Below are 19,231 nucleotides of genomic sequence, written 5' to 3'. Positions count from 1 at the left end.
CGAGGGGTGCGGCCCGGGGTCCGGCGGCCGGGTCGCGGGGACGCCGGGGCCGAGCCCCGGCGGCTGGGGACTGTCCGGCACGCAAGTCTGCCGCGCGCCGCTGAAGCGCCGGTCGAGGTCACCCGGAGCCGGCCGTGAGGTCGACGTCCGGATACCGCTGGCACGACCACCCGAGAAAGATGCAGAGTGCTTTCGTGGACAGACGACGGGTCGATGACACGGCGGCGTCGGCGCCTGCCGGGTACACGCTGATCGGCGGCGACGGGCGGCCCTGCCGAAGCGCCGTGGCCGGCCGGTTCGGCGGCTACCGACGGGGACGGATCTACGGACGCCTGGACTGCCCCTCCGCCCTGCGGCACATCGCCCGCGGGAACTACGTGCGCCATCGGGTCTTCTTCGCGGACGAGGCGACCGCCGTCGCCGCCGGATACCGGCCGTGCGCGGTCTGCCTGCCCGAGCGCCACCGGGCGTGGCGCAAGGGGGAGCCGTCATGAGCGAGCCCTCTCCCCGGCTGGCGTCGCCCGCCCTCGCCGACTACGCGCCCCGGCCCGTCGCCCGGCCGCACACCGACCGTGAACTCGCGCGGCTGCTGGTCCTGTTGGAGGACTGCGGATTCCGCGGCGGCGGCATCGCGCTGGGGCACGGCCGGGACGCCGCGTCGAAGGACGCCGCCTCCGCGTTCGCCGACGCCTGGCAAGGGAGCGGCGGACATCTCGCCGCGGTGGTGGACTGGCCGGAGGACGCCGCCTCATGGCTGCGTCAGGCCCGTCGGCTGACCCGTCCGGCGCCGGACGCCTGGGTGGTGGCCGCGGCGTCGGCCGGCTGGGTCCAGATGAGCCGTCGGCTGCGGCACAGCACCGACTGGGACCCGGGCCGCACGTTCGGCTTCGCGGCCGCGGGCGATTCGCGTCTGGTGACCGCGGCGGGTCCGGGGGTGCTGGACGGGATGCGCGGCGCGACGGCGGACGGCAGGGTGTGGACGATCAGCTGGGGCTGGCTGGTGGAGTCCGACGGCGGGTGAGGGCCGGTCGTCGCCGCTCGCCCCGGGCGCAGTCCTGATCACGCCGTGAGCTGTTTCGAGGACGGTGCGTTTCCCGGCAGTTGTGGATTCCGACAACTCCGCGCAATCAGAAGTCAAGATTTTGTAAAGCTTCGGGTGCGGTTCGTTCATGCCGGGTCATCTCGCCATCAATCGCCTCGGTCGCGGACCGTTAATGGCTTGCCCGCGGGGCGCCGATCGACGTAAATGATCATGCGCGAACGGACCTTGGGGGGTAACCGACGGTGAGATCCACCCTGCGCGGCAGCATGCCGAGAGTGACGCCCGCTGTCGCCCTGCCGTTGTTCAGTTCTGTGGTAACTCCCCGCGCAAGTAAGGCATTTGACACTTCGTCACCATGGTCGCCGCTGGATGTCGGGAACGCCGGCACCGCACTCGACACCCGTCTGCAGGTCGACTGCGACCGATAGGCCGGTCCGCGTTCTCCGCCGGGGCCGCAGACGCCGTTCACCGGTGTCGCCACGGCCTCGGGGCTCCCTCTTGTCATCGGCAACCATCCCTTCTCGCAGTGGAGTTACACGTGACAGATCAACGACGTACCGATGTCGGCCGCCGTCAGTTCATGCGCCTCACCGGCGGTACCGCGCTCGGCGCCCTCGCCGTGGGAGGCAGCGCGGCCGCCGCGTCCGCCGACGTCCTGGCGAGCCCGACCCCCACTCCCGGCACGGGCATCCCCATGTCCCAGGTGCTCAGCCTGCCGCGCACCCCCGCACCGACCACCACGCTGGGCCCCGCGCCCGAGCAGTTCACCGGCGGCACGATCACGCCCCCGTCCAGACGGATCCCCTACGCGGTAGGGACGGTCGACCCGCAGACGGCCGCGGACGACGTGCCCACCACGCTGCCGTTCGAGTTCGCCACCACCGGCTACACCATCGTCGACGTGCCCGAGGGGCTGCGCCCCTGGCGCAACCGGCCCGCCGCCAAGGGCGACACCGGCGCCTACGTCGACGCCCAGGGCGTCCGCATGTTCTACAACGACCCCGACGTCTTCATCAACGGCGACGGCAAGCTCTACGACCACCCCGTGACGCAGATCCAGTACGGCCTGGGCTGCCTCGCCTCCTACCGCACCACCGGCGACACGTGGTTCCTCACCCGCGCCAAGGCCCAGGCCCAGCGGCAGATCGACCGGCGCGTCGAGCAGCGCGGCGCCTGGTACTTCCCCTACCCGTTCAACTACACGCACAACGAGCACGGCGGACTCGTCTACACCGCCCCCTGGTACTCCGGCATGGCCCAGGGAGAGGCGATCTCCCTGTTCATCCAGCTCGCCCAGCTGACCGAGATCACCGAGGAGGAGCGCGCCCAGTACCTGGCGGCGGCCGACGGAGCGTTCGCCTCACTGCTGCGCGCCGACGACGCCAAGCCGTGGGTGGTCAACAAGGACAGCGCGGGTTTCTTCTGGATCCAGGAGTACCCCATCGACGCGCCCGGCACCTCGGACTACACCTTCAACGGGATGATCTTCGCCCTGTTCGGGCTGTGGGACTACTACCAGCACACCCACAACGAACTCGCGCTGAAGCTGTGGGACGGCGGCCTGACCACGATCGCCAACTACTACCCCCGGCTGCGCAACACCCGCTGGGTCTCCTACTACTGCAACACCCACCGCCTCGCCCCGCTGTCCTACCACCACCATCACCTCGACCTGTTCATGCAGCTCCAGTGGTTCTCCGGGCACTACACCTTCGCCCGCGACATGGACCAGCTCCTGGACGACTACCCCTACCCGGGCCTGGTCTCCGACGACCTGCCCAACGGCGGCACGGTCGCTTTCGCGGCCGGCACCTACACCCTCTACCAGTACGCGACCACCTCCACGGGCGCCTACGACCCCGCCAAGGACGACGCCCAGACCGCCACCCAGCAGGTCACCTTCACCCGCGACACCTCCGCCCCCGCCACCATGCGCCGCCGCATCCACGGCCGGGGCGTCTACTACCGCATCGGCGCCGGCGCCTACACCGGCTGGTGGGTCGGCGAGAACTACACCACCTCCTTCCTGCGCGGCCAGTGGTGGACCAAGACCTACATCCCCGCCCGCACCCTCACCTTCCCCGCCGACACCCCCGTCGACGTCTTCAAGTACGGCACCGACGGCGCCGTGGGCACCACCAAGACCGTCCAGTGGGACCACCCCTCCAACGCGCCCTTCGACCAGCGCGCCACCATCAACGGCCGCAACATGCTCCGCATCAGCGCCGGTTCACTCACCGGCTACTGGGTCTGGCACAACAACGTCACCACCGACGGCGTGTGACCGCACCCTCCGCCGGACGGAGCACCGTCCGGCGGAGGGCCGGTACCCGGCGTCCGCCGGGTACCGGCGACGGCCACGCGGACCGGTGGGGCGACGCGCGGTGGTGTTCACAGACCCAGGTACACCTCCCGCACCCGCGGGTCGTGGCTGAGCTGCGCGGAGGTGCCGCGCATGGCGACCCGGCCGTTCTCCATGACGATGCAGTGGCTGGTCACCCCGAAGGTGAGCTTGGCGTTCTGCTCCACCAGGAGCAGGCTCAGCCCTTCCTCGCGCAGCCGCAGCAGCACGTCGAGGATGGTGCCGACGAGCTTCGGCGACAGGCCCATGGACGGTTCGTCCAGCACCAGCAGACGCGGCCGGGTCATCAGGGCGCGGCCGATGGCGAGCATCTGCTGCTGCCCGCCGGAGAGCGCCCCGGCCAGCCGCTCGCGCATCTCCTTCAGCACGGGGAAGAGGGTGTAGATCTCCTCCAGTTGCCGGTGGGTCCCGCCGTCCCAGGCCCGGGAGTAGGCGCCCAGCAGGAGATTCTTCTCGACGGGCAGCCCGGGAAAGACATGGCGGCCCTCGGGGACGTAGCCGATCCCGTGACGCACCATGTCGCGGGCCCTGACCCGGGTGAGGTCCCTGTCGCCGAGGCGGATGGTGCCGCCGCTGCGCGGGACCAGTCCCATCAGCGCCTTGAGGGTGGAGGTCTTGCCGGCGCCGTTGGCCCCGATGATGCCGACGGACTGGCCCGGTTCGACGCTGAAGCCGATGGAGCTGACGGCCCGGACCCCGCCGTAGTGCACGCTCAGGTCCCGCACACTCAGGCACTCCGCGGTGTCGCCCGCGATGACCTTCACGAGGTCGCCTCCCTCGCACGGTCGGGCGGGCAGGCCGCCTGGGAAGTGTCCATGCCGAGCCCGGCCAGGTCGGATTCGCCGAGACAGGCCTCGATGACCTCCGGTGCGGTCACCACCTGCCGAGGGGTGCCCTCCGCGATGACCGTGCCGCTGGACAGGACGGTGACCTTCTCGCACAGCGACATGACCAGGCCCATGTTGTGCTCGATGAGGATCACGGTGGTGCCGCTGTCCCTGATGGAGCGGACGATACGGATGAGCTGTTGCACCTCCTCGCCGTTGAGGCCGGCGGCCGGTTCTCTCATCCTCAGCAAGCTGCCCCTTGCCGCGCAACGCCGCTCCTGGCTGCGACGCATCCAGGACCACGACGGACACACCGACGGGGACGGCGGCATCGAGAGATGGCTCCGGCTCGGCGACGCCGTCGGCCTCCGACGCGAGGAACTGCTCGACCAGCGCCGTCTGCTGCCCGGCGTCCGGCTCGCCGTGGACGGCTACGTCAACTTCTGCCGCAACGCCGGCGTCCTGGAATCCGTCGCCTCGTCCCTGACCGAACTCTGCGCCCCGTCGATCATGCTGACCCGCCTGGAGACGTTCCCCGTCCACTACCCCTGGATCGAGTCCACCGCTCTGGCCTACTTCCGGGGCCGCGTCCCCCAGGGCCGCCGCGACGGCAGCGAGGCCCTGGGCTGGGTACGCGAGTGGGCCCGTACCACCGAACAGCAGGAACAGGCGCTGGCCGCGCTGTCCTTCAAGTGCGACGTCCTGTGGAGCCTGCTCGACAGCGTGCAAGGGGCCGCCGAGCGTCAGGACCACCGCCATGCCTGACACAGCCGGCTGGCGCCCCCGCCTCGCGGCCGCCGCCCTCCTGCGCCATGACACCGTGCGCGACGCCGACGTCATGCTCCTGCCCGAACGCGTCGTCGTCCTGCACGGCTGCGGCCGGGCCGTACTCGATCTCGTCGACGGCACCCGCACCGTCGACGAGATCGTCACTCTCCTCGCGCCGGACCGTGCCGCGGACATCCGCGGCGACGTGGTCTCGTTCCTGGACAAGCTCCACACAGAAGGCTGCCTGCGATGACGGCTCCCACCCCACCACCCTGGGCACTGCTGGCCGAGCTCACCCACGCCTGCCCGCTGCACTGCGCCTACTGCTCGAACCCCCTGGAACTGACCCGCCGGTCCCAGGAACTGACAGCCGATCAGTGGGCCGACCTCTTCCGCCAGGCGACAGAACTGGGCGTCCTGCACACCCACCTCTCCGGCGGCGAACCCCTGCTGCGCAAGGACCTCGAGCAGATCACCCGCTCCGCGGCCGAGGCGGGCCTGTACACCCAGTTGGTCACCAGTGGAGCAGGTCTGTCGGCCGAACGACTGGACGCCCTGGTGGACGCCGGGCTGCACAGCGTCCAGCTGTCCGTCCAGCACGCCGACCCACGCCGGTCCGACGAACTCGCCGGCCACCCCGCCTTCGCCGCCAAAGGGCAGGCCGCCGCGCTCGTCAAGGAACGCGGTCTGCCGCTGGGCGTCAACGTCGTGCTGCACCGGCACAACCTCGACGCCCTGGACGCCCTGATCGAACTCGCCGTGGCCTGGAAGGCGGACCGCATCGAGCTGGCCAACACGCAGTTCTACGGCTGGGGTCTGCTCAACCGAGCCGCTCTCATGCCCGCCCGTGAGCAACTGGCCGCCGCCGCACGACAGGTGGAGGCCTGGCGGAAACGCCTGCGCGGCACCCTGGAGATCACCTGGGTGGTTCCCGACTACTTCTCCGGCACACCCAAACCCTGCATGGGAGGCTGGGGCGCGGTGTCCCTGACCGTCGCGCCGGACGGGACCACCCTTCCCTGCCCGGCGGCGGCAGCACTGACCGCACTGGACGCGCCCAACGCCGCCGACCGGCCGCTGCATTGGATCTGGGAGGAGTCACCCGCCTTCAACGCCTACCGCGGCACCGACTGGATGCCGGACCCCTGCCGCGGCTGCGAACGCCGGACCGAGGACTTCGGAGGGTGCCGCTGCCAGGCATTCGCCCTCACCGGCGACGCGGCCCGTACCGACCCCGCCTGTTCACTGTCCCCGGACCACGACGCTCTGATCGCTCTCACCCGCCCCGGCACCCCGCCCCCGCTCATTCCCCGCCGCCCCACGACACCGGCCCGGCTCCGGGAACGCACCGACCGGCACGTGCCGTGAGGCCGCGGCGAGGACGGTCGCCCTCGGAACTGCCTCCGATCCGTGCTGAGTTGACGCTCACTCATCATCTTGTATTGGGTGTTTGACACAAGATACCGCCTACGGCATCTTGTACTCGCCGCTTGGTACAAGATGATCTGAGGGGATCTCCATGCTCGACACCGCCCCGCTCCAGCGCCGCGTACTCGATCACGCCGACCACTACGCCCGCTGGTCCGGCCTGGCCATCGGCATCGTCGTCGCCCAGGCGCTGTCCACACTGACGCACATCGAGTTCGAGCAGCGCGTCGTGTTCTGCATCACGGCCTTCGGCCTGTGCGCGGTGGCGGGCGTCCTTCTCGCCGACGCGCTGACCCTGGTCCCCCAGGACGCGGTGCGCACCGCGACTCTGGCCCCACGCCTGGTCAGAGACCACGTACCACCGCGCATGGGCCCCCTGATCGCCCTCCAGGGGGTCTCGCTCACCGTGCTGCTGGCGATCGCGGCGGCCACGGCCTCCATCGACGCCGGCCACGTCTTCAGCACGGGGAAGGTCGTCACCGTCACCTGCAACGGGATGCTGGCACCCCTGGGCCCCTGGCCCGGCCTGTACTACAGCCTCCCGATCTTCGGCGCGCTCGCCGTCGCCACTCCCACCTGCGTGTGGGCCCTGCGCCGCATCGCCCACGGACCGGGCGGTGAGCAACAGCGCCGCGACCGCGCGTGGGCGGTGACCGGGGCCTGGGGCCTGCTGGTGTCGAGCCAGCAGCTGTACGCCGTACTGATGGTCTCCGTCTCGCTGACGGAGACCGGCTGCGCCGGTGCGATGGGCGCGCTCACCTTCTGGGTGTTCTACCCGCTGGCCCTGCTGAACCTGTTCACCGTTGTCTGGTCCCTGGCCACCCTGGTGGTCCCCCGGTCCGTCAACGACGACGCGGCGGGGGAGTCTCCCGACCATGAATGAGCCCGCCATCCGCGTCGACACCACCAGCCAGGTACCGCCGTACGCGCAGATCCGCGCCCAGCTCGGCGCGCTGATCGTCACCGGACTGCTGGCCGAGGGCGACCGGCTGCCGACCGTGCGCCAGTTGGCCATGGACCTCGGCCTCGCACCGGGCACCGTGGCCCGCGCCTACCGCGAGCTGGAGGCCGCCGAACTGATCCGGACCCGTCGCGGGGCGGGCTCCCGGGTCGCGGCGCCCCCGGCCGGCCCGGCCCGCCCCTACACCTCTCAACTCGCCACTCTCGCACGCGATTTCACCTCCGCCGCCCGCGCGCTGGGTGCCGACACCGAGGCCATCCTGGCCGCAGTCCGCGAGGCTCTGGGCCCGGAGCGTTCCTAGACGGCTGTCGAACGCTTCGGGGATCCACGGCTCGCCACGGTCCACGATCCGCCCGACCCCGATCGCAGCGACTCCGTCCGCGGCATGCGCCCGGCGCCTGTCGCGCATAGTCTGGAAAGACCGGCTGCCTCCGGTGCGGTGCTCGGACGCCTCGCCCCGGACGCGTCGACAGCCGTGGGTGCGTCGTTCACGTGTTGCAGGCATCCCACCTCGTCGTCACCACGGACGCCCTGTCCGCGGGCTCGGCGTCCGATTCGTCGCGCCGGGTCCGGCGCGAGACGGATCCACCGGCAATGCGGTCGAGGTCCCGACAGGCCGAGCGGGAGACGAGGAGGCGGAGGACGATGGCGAGGGTGCTCTTCATCGTGAGCGGTGCGACGTACTGGGTGCTCAAGGACGGCACCCGGCACGCCACCGGCTACTGGGCTGAGGAATTCGCGATGCCCTACAGAGCGATCACGGAAGCCGGTCACGAGGTCGTGGTCGCGACACCGGGCGGTGTGACCCCGAACGTCGACATGATGAGCCTGCGCCCGGCGATGGCCGGCGGCGAGGAGGGGGCCCTGGAACTGGAGGCGATCATCCGCTCCGCGGAGGTGATGCGCCGGCCGCTGAAACTGTCGGACGTCCGTCTGGAGGATTACGACGCGGTCTACCTGCCCGGCGGTCACGGCCCGATGTCCGACCTGGCGTACGACGCCGACGCCGGTCGGCTGCTGACGGCGCAGCTCGCCTCGGGCAAGCCGTTGGCCATCGTGTGCCACGCCCCTGCCGCGCTCCTGGCCACCAGGATCCACGGCGAATCGCCCTTCAAGGGCTATCGCGTCACGGGCTTCACCAACGACGAGGAGGAGGCCGTGGGGCTGGCGCCCAAGGCGCCGTGGTTGCTGGAGGACGTGCTGAAGGAAGGGATAGGCGTCGAATACAGCCGCGGCCCCATGTGGGAGCCGTACATGGTGGAGGACCGCAACCTCATCACCGGGCAGAACCCCCACTCCGCGGCGACTCTGGCCGATCGCCTGCTGGAGCTCCTCAAGTAGGGCGGCCCGGGTGGGTCGCGCTCGTGCCTCCCGGCCGAGGCACATGAGCGAACTCGTGCTGGGCGTCGACATCGGCACCGCCGGCACCAAGGGCGTGCTCACCACCCTGGACGGGGCGGTGGTGGCGACAGCCGTGCGCCATCACTCCATGTCGTTGCCGAGACCGTCCTGGGCGGAAGTGGACGCCACCGCCGTCTGGTGGGACGACTTCACCGCGGTGGCCCGTGAACTGACGGGCCGGATCGGCGCGCAGGCCCTGGCCGGACTCTGCGTCAGCGGCGTCGGTCCCTGCCTGCTGGTCTGCGACAGCGCCGGGGAGCCCGTGCGACCGGCCATTCTCTACGGCATCGACGGTCGGGCCGAGCGGGAGATCCGCGACCTCACCGAGCGGCTCGGCGCCGACACCGTCCTCAAGCGCTGCGGCAAGGCGCTCAGCACGCAGGCCGTCGGCCCGAAGATGCTGTGGATGCGGCGCAACGAGCCACGGGAATGGGCGCGCGGAACGAGGTGGTACAACTCCCACTCCTACGTGGCCGCCAAGCTCACCGGGGCCTACGTACTCGACCACCACACGGCCAGCCAGTGCGATCCGCTGTACGACATCCACGCCGGATCCTGGGCGCAGGACTGGCTCCCGGACATCGCGGGCCACCTGGAGACGCCCCGGCTCGTCCACCCCCACGAGGTCGTGGGAACGGTGACGCGCAAGGCGTCGGAGGCGACCGGGATCCCGGTCGGCACACCCGTGTCCGCCGGCACCGTCGACGCCTGGGCCGAGGCCCATTCCGCCGGCGTACGGCACCCGGGCGACCTCATGCTCATGTACGGCTCCACCCTGTTCTTCGTCCAGATCCTGGGCGCCTACCGGACCCACCCGAAACTGTGGACCACGGCCGGAGTGGAGCCGGGCCGGCGCACCATCGCCGCGGGCATGTCCACCTCGGGGTCCCTGACGCGGTGGCTCCAGGAGGTCACCGGAGGAGAGTCCTTCGACACCCTGGCCGCCGAGGCCGAAGCCGTGCCGCCCGGTTCGGACGGCCTGCTGATGCTCCCGTACTTCGCCGGTGAGCGGACCCCGGTCCTCGACCCGCGGGCCAGAGGCGTGGTGGCGGGCCTCACGCTGCGGCACACGCGCGGCCACCTCTTCCGCGCCGCCTACGAGGGCATCGCGTTCGGCGTCCGCCAGATCCTCGACCTCCTGGAAGACCCCGACGACCCGGTCCGGCGCGTCGTCGCGGTCGGGGGCGGCACGAAGGGCGGACTGTGGACGCAGATCGTCAGCGACGTCACCGGCCGGGAGCAGCAGGTACCGGCGCAGACCATCGGAGCCTGCTACGGCGACGCCCTGCTCTGCGCGGTCGGGCTCGGACTCGTACCGCCGGACACGGACTGGGCGGTCACCGAGACGACCGTGCGGCCCCGGGCGCACACCCGTGGGACGTACGACCGCCTGTACGCGTCGTACACCGCGCTCTACCCCGCCACGAGGGACATCGTGCACGATCTCGCCGACATGCAGCGAAAACAGGCCGGTCGGTGAACCGTCCTCACCGGTGGAGGCCGCGGCCCGCCGTCAGCCTCCGATGTCCTCTCGGCGCACCGGGCCGGGCCCCTCTTCATGGCCCGGTTCCGCGACCTGCGTGCTCTGCTCGTTCTCCGTGTCCTCGCCTTCCGCCTGGGAGGGAGTAGTCCGGGGGATGTCGGGACGGCCGGCTTCCGCCTCGTCGTCGCGTTCGCCCTCTGCCTGGGACGGGGTCGGGAACTGATCGCTCATGATCGGCCTCGCTGACCGGTGGGTCGGGTCCGTGTCGTGATGTTCGCCGGAGCGTCGCGACGGCCCGGTGGAAAGCCACTCGTACCTACGCGTGGCGGGCCCGGCATCGTGCGAACCGTCGTGCTTCTCCGGCGGGGTTGCCGATGGCCCGTGGGTTCTCGGCCCACGCTCCCACTGTAGTCCGCCGACTCGTTCGGTGACTTGTGCACCCGGGACGCGCCCGCCCTCAGTCGTCGACGAGGGCGTCCACCACGGCCTTGGCGACGCGGGCCGCCCGCTCGGCCGTCCAGTAGCCGGGCTCCTCCATGGAGGAGACGTAGTAACCGCGGGTCAGCAGCGAGAGGACGTCGGCGGCGAGGGCCGCGTCGGGCACTCCCGCGGCGAGGGCGGCGTCGAGGAACTCCCGGCGGGACTCGCGAGGTTCCTGCCGGTCGACCCCGGCCGGGTCGACGTGCGCCGAGGAGAGCATCTCGACCCACATCGTGCGCAGGAGCAGGTCCTCGGGCTCCGTGCTGAGGTGCCACTCCACGGTGGCGCGCAGCCGGTCCGCACCCGTCCGGTCGCCCACGTGGGACTCCAGGTCGGCCCGCCACCGGGACTCCGCCGCGCGGACGGCGTTGGTGATCAGGGCCGTCCTGGTGGGCACGTAGTTGGTGACCATGGCCGTGGAGCCGCCGAGCTCCTTGGCGACGGCGCGGATGGTGATGGCGTGCGCCCCGTCACGGGCGGCGACCGCGAGGGTCGCCTGGGCGATTGCCTTGCGGCGCTGGACTTCGTCGACGTCGATCGGCATGGAAGAAACCTAGCTCAGAGGCGGGTTGACGTAGAACACCATGTAATGTAACGCTGTTATATCACAACGTTTCTTAAAGATTCGCTTCCCTGGAGGGCCGTATGAGCCTTGCCGTCCAGCGCGTCACCCCGCAGCCCGTCCCGCCGCAGGCGCACCAGCACATGGTGCGGATGCGCGACGGAGTGCTGCTGGCCACCGACGTGTACGCCGCGGACACGGGGGAGCCGGCGCCGGCGGTGCTGGCCCGGCTGCCGTACGACAAGAACAGCCGCTACGTCTTCTTCGACAGGATCGCGAAGCGGTTCACGGCCCGCGGTTACGTGGTGGTGGTCCAGGACGTCCGCGGCAAGTTCCGCTCCCAGGGCAGGACGCTCGGTTGGACCGGAGAGGTCGACGACGGCTACGACACCCTGGAGTGGATCACCCGCCAGCCGTGGTCCGACGGGGTCGTGGGCATGTTCGGCGACTCCTACTACGGATTCACCCAGTGGTCCGCGGTCTCCAGTCAGCACCCCGCCCTGCGCGCCATCGTCCCCCGGGTGACGTGCACGTCGAACGCCCCCGGGATCGCCACCTACGACTCCGGCTCCGGACGGCAGCCCCTGTGGCTGGAGGGAACCACGTACCAGGCGCAGGTGTGGACGGACAACGACATCCACGAGTTCGACGTCGACCTCACCGGACGACCCGTCGTCGCCGCCTACGAGGAGGCGTTCGACGCGATCGGCAAGCGCTCGGCGGGCTTCGACCTCATCGTCGGCGGCATCCCCCTCGACCCGTACAACGGACCGCACCCCTACGACGCCCGTCCCGTGCCGGTGCTGCACTGCGTCGGCTGGTTCGACAACCTCGGCATCGCCCATATGCGCGACTACACGGAGCTGGCCGAGCGCCCCGGGTGGGCGGCCGTGCAGTACCTCGTCGCCGACACGATCGACCACGAGAACTACTTCCTGGAGGACGCCCCGGCGACCCCCGCCACCGACCATCTGGCCGGCGACGCCGCGCTCGAGCGCATGCTGGATTTCCACACCGGCCCCGCGATCGAGTTCTTCGACGTCTTCCTCAAGGGCGTCGCCCACCCCGATTCGCTGCCCCGGGTCCGCTGGAAGCTCGGCCACGGGAACTGGCACACCGCAGCCACCTGGCCGCCGCCCGAAGCCACGGCGACCGAGCTGTACCTGGCCGACCCGGTTGCCGCGGCCGGTGCGGTCCCCGGCGGAACGCTCGCACCCCGCCCGGCCGACCCGACGGAAACGGCCGAGTGGCGCTACGACCCCGACGACCTCGTGCCGTCCGCCGCGGCCGACACCTTCCTGCAACTGCGCGACCACGTCGACGAACGCCGCACCCTCGACCGCGACGACGTCCTCGTGTTCACGGCTCCCGCCGCCGGGCATCCGCTCGACCTCGCGGGGCCCGTCCACGCGGTGCTGCACGTCCGGAGCTCGGCGCCCACGTTCGACGTGTTCGTGCGGCTCCTCGACCTGGCACCCGACGGCACCGCGCGCCTGATCGTACGGGGCTGCGCCCAGGCCGACGCGCCCGGAGAGGTGCGGATCGCCCTCGGACACACCGGTTACCGGGTGCGTCCGGGCCACCGCCTCGCCCTGATGATCGCGGGCAGCGACTTCCCGAACCACCTGCCCAACTCCGGCTCGCTGGAGAGCCCGTGGCTGACGACCTCGCCCAGGGCGAGCCGCCAGACACTGTGGACCGGCGCCTCCCGTCCCTCCCGTCTGAGCCTGACCGTCCTGCCCGGGAGCGCCGAGGGCGGTGACGCGCGATGAGCCCGCGCTTCGCCGTCACGCGGCTCGGGACGCTCGTAGTGACGGTGTTCGTCTCCAGCCTGGCCGTCTACGGCGCCATGTTCCTCACCCCGGGCGACCCCGCCACCCTGCTCGTCGGGGGCAGCCGCAATCCCGACCCCGCCGTCCTGGCACGGATCCACCGCGAATACCACCTGGACGACCCCTTCATCCAGGGCTACTGGCACTGGCTCGGCAACTGCCTCCAGGGCGACTTCGGAAAATCCCTCGTCTACCGCGACTCGGTCGCCGACCTCATCGGCGACCGCGCCGGCACCACCCTCGCACTCGTCGTCTACGCCTCCGTGCTCGTCCTCGCCGCGGGCACCGCCATCGGCACCGTCGCCGCGCTGCGCGGCGGCCGCACGGAGACCATCGCCACGACCGTCACCGCCGGGGCGATGGCGGTCCCCACCTTCGTCATGGCGGTCCTGCTCATCTGGCTCTTCGCCGTCCGGCTCCCGTGGTTCCCCGTCTACGGCTCCGGCGAGGGCTTCACCGGCACCATCAGCCACCTGACGCTGCCCGCCGTCGCGCTCGCGATGACCTGGATCGGCTACGTCGCCCAGGTGACCCGGACCGCCGTCCGCGCGGAGCTGCGCTCGGAGCACGTGGAGACCGCCCGCAGCAGGGGCGTACCCGAGCGCACGGTGATCCGCCGGCACGTGCTGCACAACGCCTCGGGACCCGTCTTCGCCGTCTCCGGCGTCGGTATCGCCGGGATCATCGCGACCGCGGCCGTCGCCGAGCAGGCCTTCGGCACCGGAGGGCTCGGAGCCCTCATGATCGAGGCCGCCTCCAAGCAGGACATGGCCGTCGTCCAGGCCGTCTCACTGATCTTCGTGGTCGTGTTCGTCGTCATCAACACCGCCGTCGACCTGATCAGCGCCGCGCTGGACCCCCGCGCCGCGCAGAAGGGGACCTCATGACCACCGCCCCGCTCACCGGTACGACCACCGGCACCGGCCGGACGAGGACGAAGCGCACCCGTCCGCGTGACCGGCTGACCCTCGGCGCGGGATGGGTCGTCGTCCTGTTCGTGCTGCTCGCCGTGTTCGGACCGCTGCTCGCCCCGCACGACCCGAACGCCGTCGACCCCGTGAACGTCTACGCCGCACCGTCCGCCACGCACCTGCTGGGCACGGACGACACCGGACGCGACCTGCTGTCCCGGCTGATGGCCGGCACCCGCGTCAGCCTCGCCGCCCCCGCCGTGGTCGTCGTCGTGTCCACCGTGCTCGGCACCCTCCTCGCGCTGGCGGCCGCGTGGTCCGGGGGATGGCTGGACCGGTCGGTCTCGGCCGCCCTGGACATCGTCTTCGGCTTCCCCGGCCTCATCATGGCCGTCCTCGTCGCCGCCGTCTTCGGCGCCGGCCTCACCGCGCCGATCGTCGCCCTGTCGATCGCCTACCTCCCCCTGATCACCCGCGTCGTACGATCCGCCGCGATCAAGGAGCGCAACCTGCCCTACGTATCGGCGCTCCAGCTCCTCGGCGCGCCCACCGCCCGCATCTGGATCCGGCATCTGCTGCCGAACCTGCTGCCCCTGGTCCTGGTCCAGGCCACCATCGGATTCGGCTACGCCCTCCTCGACGTCGCCGCGATCTCCTTCCTCGGCCTCGGCAGCCGGCCCCCGGACCCGGAATGGGGGCTGATGGTGTCCAACGGAGCCCCCTCCATCCTCTCCGGCCGGCCCCAGCAGTCGCTGTACGCGGGCATCGCCATCCTGATCGTCGTCGTCGCCTTCAACCTGCTGGGCACGGGCCTGTCCCGACGGCTGCTCGGAGAGAACGCATGAGCACAGCACCCCTGCTCCGCATCGACGCGCTCGGCATCGACCTGCCCGTCGACGGAGAACCGCGTACGGTCGTCCACCGCGTCGACGTCGCCGTCCCCGAGGGAGCGGCCGTCGCCCTGGTGGGGGAGTCCGGTTCCGGCAAGTCCCTGACGGCCCGCTCCGTCCTCGGCCTGCTGCCGCGGAGCGCCCGCGTCCGCGGAGAGGTCCTCTTCGCGGACGAGTCCGTCCCGCGGATGAAGCCCGAGCGGCTGCGCGCCTTCCGGGCGAGCGAGGTCGCCATGGTGTTCCAGGACCCCCGGGCCCACATCAACCCCGCCCGCGGCATCGGCGACTTCCTGATCGAGGGACTGACCACCGCACGCGGCGTCCCGGCGGCCGAGGCGACCAGGAAGGTCACCACGATCCTGCGCGAGGTCGGCATCCCCGATGCCGACCGGCGCATGCGCCAACGGCCCCACGAACTCTCGGGCGGGCTGCTCCAACGCGTCATGATCGCCGCCGCGCTCGCCGCCGAACCGCGTCTGCTGCTCGCCGACGAACCGACCACGGCCCTCGACGTGACCACCCAGGAAGAGGTGATGGCCATCATCGGAGAGGCCCGTGCGGCGCGCGGACTCGCCCTGCTGTTCATCACCCACGACCTGGACCTGGCGGCCGCCGTGTGCGACCGGGTCGCGGTGATGTACGCGGGCACGACCGTGGAGGAACTCCCCGCCGAGCGTCTGCGCGGGCGCGCCTCCCACCCCTACACGCGTGCCCTGCTCGCCTCCCGTCCCTCGGTCTCCGACCCCGGAGCGGAACTCCGCCCGATCCCCGGCAGACCGCTGTCCGGCTTCGAGGTCCCCGACGGATGCGCCTTCAGCGACCGATGTCCCCACGCCCAGGACCTGTGCCGCAGCGACCGCCCGGAACCGGGTTCCGCCGCGGACGGCACCGCGGCCTGCCACTTCCCTCACCCGCTCACCCCCGAGGAGACCGGCAGTCATGCTTGAGGTACGCAACCTCCGCAAGGAGTTCGGTGACTTCGTCGCCGTGGACGACGTGACGTTCTCGCTCCCCGAGCAGGGGTCGCTGGCGATCGTCGGCGAATCAGGATCGGGCAAGACGACCACCGCCCGCCTGATCGCCGGCCTGGAGGCGCCGAGCGGCGGACACATCGTCGTCGCGGGCGACGAGCGCGGACCCGGGCGGTCGCGCGAGCGCCGCGCCCGCGGCCGGCAGATCCAGCTGGTCTTCCAGGACCCCTACTCCTCCCTCGACCGCCACCAGCGCGTCGGCGACGCCGTCGCCGAGGCGGTCGCGCTCCACCATGACCTGCCCGCCGACCGGCGCCGCGCCAGGGTGGCCGAGCTGCTCGACCTGGTCGGTCTGGACGACCGGCAGGCACGTTCGCTGCCGAAGGCGCTCTCCGGCGGCCAGCGTCAGCGCGTCGCCATCGCCCGCGCGCTGGCCGCCGAACCGCGAGTCCTGATCCTGGACGAGGCCGTCGCCGCGCTGGACGTGTCCATCCAGGCGCAGATCCTCGCCCTGCTGTCCCGCCTCCGTGCGGAGACCGGGACGGCGTTGCTGTTCATCACCCACGACCTCGGCGCCGTCCGGCACATCAGCGAGGACGTCCTGGTGATGAGGGCGGGCCGAGTCATCGAGCAGGGCCCGGTCGCGACCGTCCTCGACGATCCGCAGGCCCCCTACACCCAGCGCCTCGTCGCCTCCGTCCCCAAGCCGGGCTGGAAGCCGCGCAGGAGGGGTGACACGGACGCCGCCTGACGCCCTGCCGCGCCGCCCACGCAAGAAATCCCCCTCCTCGTGCGGGAGGGGGATTTCCTGCGTCTCCTGGCTCAAGGGCGGCTGGTCACTTCCCGGTGCCGCCCAGGTGGGCGGCCCACGGCATACCCATGTACGCGAAGGAGGCCGGCGCGCCGCTGATGCGCTTGTTCATGTACATCCGCTCGTACGTGGTGGCCAGGAACACCGCCGGGGTGGTGGGCGTGAACAGGGCCTGGGCCTTGCCGTACGCCGTGGCCGACGCCGTCGGGTCGGTGGCGGTGCGGGCCTGGTCGAGCAGCTCGGTCACCTCGGGATCGTCGTAGTTCGTCCAGTTGAAGATGCCGCGCGGGGTCACGCTCTCGGCCACGTAGGACGCCGGGTCGGGCATGGTGACGTACCCGAAGGTGAGGACGAGGTCGAGTCCCTTGCGGACCGAGGGGTCGTAGAAGAGCGAGGACATCTCGGTGGGCTGGAGCTGCTTGATCGTGATGTCGACGCCGATCTTCTTGGCCGCGGCCTGGATGAACGTGAGGGCCTGGAGCGAACGCTGGTCACCGGCGGGGATGGCCGCCACCAGCGGACGCGATGGGGCTCCGGCCCGGGCGACCAGCTTCTTCGCCTTCTCCAGGTCCGGCTTCGGGACGCCGGGCAGGGCCGCGTAGGCGGCGTCGTACCGGGCGGCGGCCTGGTCGCCGTGCCAGGTGAGCGGCGGGACGAGGGACTTCAGGGTGGTGCCGGCACCGCCGAAGACGTTCTTGATCAGCGCCTCGCGGTCGACGACCAGGGACAGCGCGTCCAGCAGCTTGCGGTCGGCCGCAGGTGTGTCGGCGTTGCCCGGTATCAGCAGCACGTTCTGGGTCGACGGGCCGAGGTGGACGGCGCCGCTGTCGGACCTGGCGAGCGCGGTGGCGCTGCTGGGCGGCAGTTCGTAGGTGCCGTCCACCTCACCGGACAGCAGGGCGCTGGTGAGCGAGTTGTTGTCGGTGATGAACTTGAACTCGATCTGCTTCGCCTTGGGCTTGAGACCGGTGTCCCAGTACGCGTCGTTGCGCTCCAGGGTGATGCCGGTGCCGGACCTCCACGAGGCCGGCTTGAACGGCCCCGTACACATCAGACCGCCCTTGGCCGTTCCGTAGGCCGAGCCGGCCTTCGCGGTGTACGCCTTCTGGCTGACCGCGCCGAACGAGGTGGACAGCGCCTTGGGGAGCGTCTGGTCGTAGCCCTTGGTCCGCAGGGTCACCTGGTGGGGGCCGGTGGCCTTGATCGAGGTCACGGCGGCCAGGTAGTTCCCGTACAGGGCCTGGGTCCTGGGGTCGCGCTGGCGTTCCAGGCTGTAGACCACGTCGTCGGGCGTCATGGCCGAGCCGTCCCAGAAGGTGACGTCGGAGCGGAGGTCGAGCACCAGGGTGCTGTTGTCGCTCCAGGTGACCTTCCCGGCGAGCCCGGGGCTCAGGGAGAAGTCGGAGTTCATCCGCGTGAGGGTGTCGCAGAGGTTCGCCTCCACCGTCTGCGGTGAGTAGTCGCCCACCTTGGCCGGGTCGAGGGTCGTCGGCTCACCGTAGGGCAGGGCCCAGGTCACGCGGTCGACCTCGGCGGTGCCGGGGGCCGTGGTGGTGGTCAGCCGCTCCTTGGCGGGGGCGCTGTCGCTTCCGTTCGCCGAGCTGGTGCAGGCCGTGGCGGCCAGCAGTCCCACGCTCGTGAGCACAGTCAGCACCGTCTTCTTCGCAGCCATAGCTGATGCTCCTTGCCGAGAGGGGTGAGGAGAAGCGGGGGACGCTCGACATGGGGGGCGGAGTGAGGCACGCCGACGAGACGTCGTAAACGAACGTCATATAACGTTGTTGCATGTCACGCTTGCATCTGGTGAGCTGACGCGTCAAGAGCGAGGGGCGGCCCTCTCGCGGATCGGATGTCCGGCCCGCCGCGCCGCCTCCCACCGAAGAAGCGGAGAACCCTGATGTCCTTCACTCCCGCCCTCGACTTCGCCTTCGAGATCCGCGCCGAGGTGGCCGACACGCTGCACATCGGCAACGGCGACGGCGAGGTCACCGAGTTCACCCCCATCACCGGGGGCGGTGTGGAAGGTCCCCGGCTGCGCGGAAAGGTCCTGCCCGGCGGCGGGGACTGGAGCAGCACGCGGGGGGAGGTGTGCGAGCTGGAGGCCCGCTATCTGCTCCGGGCGGAGGACGGCGCCGTGATCGACATCGTCAATCGCGGCTACTACCGCCCGAAGGCGGAAGCTCCCGACCGGTTCGACGGTGACCTGCGGGTCTCCGAGGCCGGCCACTACTACCGCACCTCGCCGGTCTTCCGTACGGACGCCCCGGCCCATCGCTGGCTCGCGGAGACGGTCTTCGTCGGACTGGCCCGCCCGGACGGCGACAACGCCGTCGTCATCCGCGTGTACGCGCTCGGCTGACGGTCCTGCCGTGGGGGGGGGGGCCCCGGGGCCGGGCCCCCCCCCCCCCCCCCCCGCCGCGCGCCCCCCCGAAAAAGAAACAGAAAAACCCCGAAAAAAAAAACAACCCCACCACATAAAAATGACACATCGTTGAGTTTGAG

At 71.1% G+C, this 19,231-nt stretch carries 21 protein-coding genes; 16 read left to right on the top strand and 5 right to left on the bottom strand.

Annotated features, from left to right (window positions below; genetic code table 11):
• Positions 1-194: 194 nt before the first annotated feature.
• The 3 genes from ACZ60B_RS32375 (at position 195) to ACZ60B_RS32365 (ending at position 3,326) form a co-directional block, all read left to right on the top strand.
• The gene (locus ACZ60B_RS32375) at positions 195-494 is read left to right on the top strand and encodes an Ada metal-binding domain-containing protein (RefSeq protein WP_469393317.1); all 300 of its coding nucleotides are present in this window, start codon (positions 195-197) and stop codon (positions 492-494) included.
• Positions 491-1,021 (top strand): hypothetical protein, encoded by a 531-nt coding sequence (locus ACZ60B_RS32370; protein WP_469393315.1) that lies wholly within the window; start codon positions 491-493, stop codon positions 1,019-1,021. The genes ACZ60B_RS32375 and ACZ60B_RS32370 overlap by 4 nt, the downstream gene beginning before the upstream one ends.
• Before the next feature lie 559 nt (positions 1,022-1,580).
• Entirely contained in the window at positions 1,581-3,326 is a 1,746-nt protein-coding gene (locus ACZ60B_RS32365; RefSeq protein ID WP_469393313.1) for a D-glucuronyl C5-epimerase family protein, read from the top strand.
• A 107-nt stretch (positions 3,327-3,433) separates the two neighbouring features.
• On the opposite strand, the gene ACZ60B_RS32360 is transcribed toward ACZ60B_RS32365, so the two are convergent.
• Positions 3,434-4,168: an ABC transporter ATP-binding protein gene (locus ACZ60B_RS32360; protein ID WP_469393312.1), complete on the bottom strand. Its 735-nt coding sequence runs from the start codon at positions 4,166-4,168 to the stop codon at positions 3,434-3,436.
• Complete coding sequence (locus ACZ60B_RS32355; RefSeq protein WP_469393310.1) at positions 4,165-4,473, bottom strand: ABC transporter ATP-binding protein C-terminal domain-containing protein; 309 nt, start codon at positions 4,471-4,473, stop codon at positions 4,165-4,167. The genes ACZ60B_RS32360 and ACZ60B_RS32355 overlap by 4 nt, the downstream gene beginning before the upstream one ends.
• On the opposite strand from ACZ60B_RS32355, the gene ACZ60B_RS32350 reads away from it, so the two are divergent.
• The 7 genes from ACZ60B_RS32350 to ACZ60B_RS32320 all read left to right on the top strand — a co-directional run bounded on the left by ACZ60B_RS32350 (position 4,448) and on the right by ACZ60B_RS32320 (position 10,269).
• Positions 4,448-4,996, top strand: a complete 549-nt coding sequence (locus ACZ60B_RS32350) for a thiaminase II/PqqC family protein (protein ID WP_469393308.1) — start codon at positions 4,448-4,450, stop codon at positions 4,994-4,996. The two genes, ACZ60B_RS32355 and ACZ60B_RS32350, sit on opposite strands and share 26 nt — an antisense overlap.
• The gene (gene pqqD / locus ACZ60B_RS32345; protein WP_469393306.1) at positions 4,989-5,252 is read left to right on the top strand and encodes a pyrroloquinoline quinone biosynthesis peptide chaperone PqqD; all 264 of its coding nucleotides are present in this window, start codon (positions 4,989-4,991) and stop codon (positions 5,250-5,252) included. The genes ACZ60B_RS32350 and pqqD overlap by 8 nt, the downstream gene beginning before the upstream one ends.
• A complete protein-coding gene (gene pqqE / locus ACZ60B_RS32340) occupies positions 5,249-6,367 on the top strand; it encodes a pyrroloquinoline quinone biosynthesis protein PqqE (protein WP_469393303.1) in 1,119 nt (372 codons plus the stop codon). Before pqqD ends, pqqE begins: the two co-directional genes overlap by 4 nt.
• 151 nt (positions 6,368-6,518) lie before the next feature.
• Positions 6,519-7,310 (top strand): hypothetical protein, encoded by a 792-nt coding sequence (locus ACZ60B_RS32335; protein ID WP_469393301.1) that lies wholly within the window; start codon positions 6,519-6,521, stop codon positions 7,308-7,310.
• Positions 7,303-7,689 carry a GntR family transcriptional regulator gene (locus ACZ60B_RS32330; protein ID WP_469393299.1) on the top strand — a complete coding sequence of 129 codons (387 nt, stop codon included), beginning with the start codon at positions 7,303-7,305 and terminating at the stop codon, positions 7,687-7,689. The genes ACZ60B_RS32335 and ACZ60B_RS32330 overlap by 8 nt, the downstream gene beginning before the upstream one ends.
• 344 nt (positions 7,690-8,033) lie before the next feature.
• The gene (locus tag ACZ60B_RS32325; RefSeq protein WP_469393296.1) at positions 8,034-8,729 is read left to right on the top strand and encodes a type 1 glutamine amidotransferase domain-containing protein; all 696 of its coding nucleotides are present in this window, start codon (positions 8,034-8,036) and stop codon (positions 8,727-8,729) included.
• Positions 8,730-8,772: 43 nt separating this feature from the next.
• On the top strand, positions 8,773-10,269 hold the full coding sequence (locus ACZ60B_RS32320; protein ID WP_469393294.1) for an FGGY-family carbohydrate kinase: 1,497 nt from the start codon (positions 8,773-8,775) through the stop codon (positions 10,267-10,269).
• A 33-nt stretch (positions 10,270-10,302) separates the two neighbouring features.
• Here the strand turns inward: ACZ60B_RS32320 and ACZ60B_RS32315 are convergent, their stop codons facing one another.
• Both ACZ60B_RS32315 and ACZ60B_RS32310 read right to left on the bottom strand, forming a co-directional pair.
• The gene (locus ACZ60B_RS32315) at positions 10,303-10,503 is read right to left on the bottom strand and encodes a hypothetical protein (protein ID WP_469393292.1); all 201 of its coding nucleotides are present in this window, start codon (positions 10,501-10,503) and stop codon (positions 10,303-10,305) included.
• 226 nt (positions 10,504-10,729) lie between these two features.
• On the bottom strand, positions 10,730-11,296 hold the full coding sequence (locus tag ACZ60B_RS32310; protein ID WP_469393290.1) for a TetR/AcrR family transcriptional regulator: 567 nt from the start codon (positions 11,294-11,296) through the stop codon (positions 10,730-10,732).
• Positions 11,297-11,397: 101 nt separating this feature from the next.
• On the opposite strand from ACZ60B_RS32310, the gene ACZ60B_RS32305 reads away from it, so the two are divergent.
• The 5 genes from ACZ60B_RS32305 to ACZ60B_RS32285 are packed head-to-tail and all read left to right on the top strand — an operon-like array spanning position 11,398 to position 16,669.
• Complete coding sequence (locus ACZ60B_RS32305) at positions 11,398-13,086, top strand: CocE/NonD family hydrolase (RefSeq protein WP_469393288.1); 1,689 nt, start codon at positions 11,398-11,400, stop codon at positions 13,084-13,086.
• Positions 13,083-14,033, top strand: coding sequence for an ABC transporter permease (locus ACZ60B_RS32300; RefSeq protein ID WP_469393286.1), 951 nt, complete (start codon positions 13,083-13,085; stop codon positions 14,031-14,033). Before ACZ60B_RS32305 ends, ACZ60B_RS32300 begins: the two co-directional genes overlap by 4 nt.
• On the top strand, positions 14,030-14,902 hold the full coding sequence (locus ACZ60B_RS32295; protein ID WP_469393284.1) for an ABC transporter permease: 873 nt from the start codon (positions 14,030-14,032) through the stop codon (positions 14,900-14,902). The genes ACZ60B_RS32300 and ACZ60B_RS32295 overlap by 4 nt, the downstream gene beginning before the upstream one ends.
• Positions 14,899-15,894 carry an ABC transporter ATP-binding protein gene (locus ACZ60B_RS32290; protein ID WP_469393282.1) on the top strand — a complete coding sequence of 332 codons (996 nt, stop codon included), beginning with the start codon at positions 14,899-14,901 and terminating at the stop codon, positions 15,892-15,894. The genes ACZ60B_RS32295 and ACZ60B_RS32290 overlap by 4 nt, the downstream gene beginning before the upstream one ends.
• The gene (locus tag ACZ60B_RS32285) at positions 15,887-16,669 is read left to right on the top strand and encodes an ABC transporter ATP-binding protein (RefSeq protein ID WP_469393280.1); all 783 of its coding nucleotides are present in this window, start codon (positions 15,887-15,889) and stop codon (positions 16,667-16,669) included. Before ACZ60B_RS32290 ends, ACZ60B_RS32285 begins: the two co-directional genes overlap by 8 nt.
• An 85-nt stretch (positions 16,670-16,754) precedes the next feature.
• Here ACZ60B_RS32285 and ACZ60B_RS32280 read toward each other — a convergent pair whose 3' ends face one another.
• Positions 16,755-18,401 (bottom strand): ABC transporter substrate-binding protein, encoded by a 1,647-nt coding sequence (locus tag ACZ60B_RS32280; RefSeq protein WP_469393278.1) that lies wholly within the window; start codon positions 18,399-18,401, stop codon positions 16,755-16,757.
• Between the two features lie 225 nt (positions 18,402-18,626).
• Here ACZ60B_RS32280 and ACZ60B_RS32275 point away from each other — a divergent pair, with 225 nt between their 5' ends.
• The gene (locus ACZ60B_RS32275) at positions 18,627-19,088 is read left to right on the top strand and encodes a DUF3237 domain-containing protein (RefSeq protein WP_469393276.1); all 462 of its coding nucleotides are present in this window, start codon (positions 18,627-18,629) and stop codon (positions 19,086-19,088) included.
• Positions 19,089-19,231: the final 143 nt, after the last annotated feature.

It is taken from the genome of Streptomyces sp. NPDC104096 (assembly GCF_055584385.1).
Note: the sequence above shows the minus strand (reverse complement) of the source record. Positions and strands in the feature narration are given on the sequence as shown.

Bases quoted from the DNA above. Each gene is read 5' to 3' on its own strand.
- ACZ60B_RS32370 (WP_469393315.1), top strand. From the start codon at position 491: ATGAGCGAGCCCTCTCCCCGGCTGGCGTCGCCCGCCCTCGCCGACTAC.
- ACZ60B_RS32355 (WP_469393310.1), bottom strand. From the start codon at position 4,473: ATGAGAGAACCGGCCGCCGGCCTCAACGGCGAGGAGGTGCAACAGCTC.
- pqqD (WP_469393306.1), top strand. From the start codon at position 4,989: ATGCCTGACACAGCCGGCTGGCGCCCCCGCCTCGCGGCCGCCGCCCTC.
- pqqE (WP_469393303.1), top strand. From the start codon at position 5,249: ATGACGGCTCCCACCCCACCACCCTGGGCACTGCTGGCCGAGCTCACC.
- ACZ60B_RS32335 (WP_469393301.1), top strand. From the start codon at position 6,519: ATGCTCGACACCGCCCCGCTCCAGCGCCGCGTACTCGATCACGCCGAC.
- ACZ60B_RS32330 (WP_469393299.1), top strand. From the start codon at position 7,303: ATGAATGAGCCCGCCATCCGCGTCGACACCACCAGCCAGGTACCGCCG.
- ACZ60B_RS32325 (WP_469393296.1), top strand. From the start codon at position 8,034: ATGGCGAGGGTGCTCTTCATCGTGAGCGGTGCGACGTACTGGGTGCTC.
- ACZ60B_RS32320 (WP_469393294.1), top strand. From the start codon at position 8,773: ATGAGCGAACTCGTGCTGGGCGTCGACATCGGCACCGCCGGCACCAAG.
- ACZ60B_RS32315 (WP_469393292.1), bottom strand. From the start codon at position 10,503: ATGAGCGATCAGTTCCCGACCCCGTCCCAGGCAGAGGGCGAACGCGAC.
- ACZ60B_RS32310 (WP_469393290.1), bottom strand. From the start codon at position 11,296: ATGCCGATCGACGTCGACGAAGTCCAGCGCCGCAAGGCAATCGCCCAG.
- ACZ60B_RS32305 (WP_469393288.1), top strand. From the start codon at position 11,398: ATGAGCCTTGCCGTCCAGCGCGTCACCCCGCAGCCCGTCCCGCCGCAG.
- ACZ60B_RS32300 (WP_469393286.1), top strand. From the start codon at position 13,083: ATGAGCCCGCGCTTCGCCGTCACGCGGCTCGGGACGCTCGTAGTGACG.
- ACZ60B_RS32295 (WP_469393284.1), top strand. From the start codon at position 14,030: ATGACCACCGCCCCGCTCACCGGTACGACCACCGGCACCGGCCGGACG.
- ACZ60B_RS32290 (WP_469393282.1), top strand. From the start codon at position 14,899: ATGAGCACAGCACCCCTGCTCCGCATCGACGCGCTCGGCATCGACCTG.
- ACZ60B_RS32285 (WP_469393280.1), top strand. From the start codon at position 15,887: ATGCTTGAGGTACGCAACCTCCGCAAGGAGTTCGGTGACTTCGTCGCC.
- ACZ60B_RS32280 (WP_469393278.1), bottom strand. From the start codon at position 18,401: ATGGCTGCGAAGAAGACGGTGCTGACTGTGCTCACGAGCGTGGGACTG.
- ACZ60B_RS32275 (WP_469393276.1), top strand. From the start codon at position 18,627: ATGTCCTTCACTCCCGCCCTCGACTTCGCCTTCGAGATCCGCGCCGAG.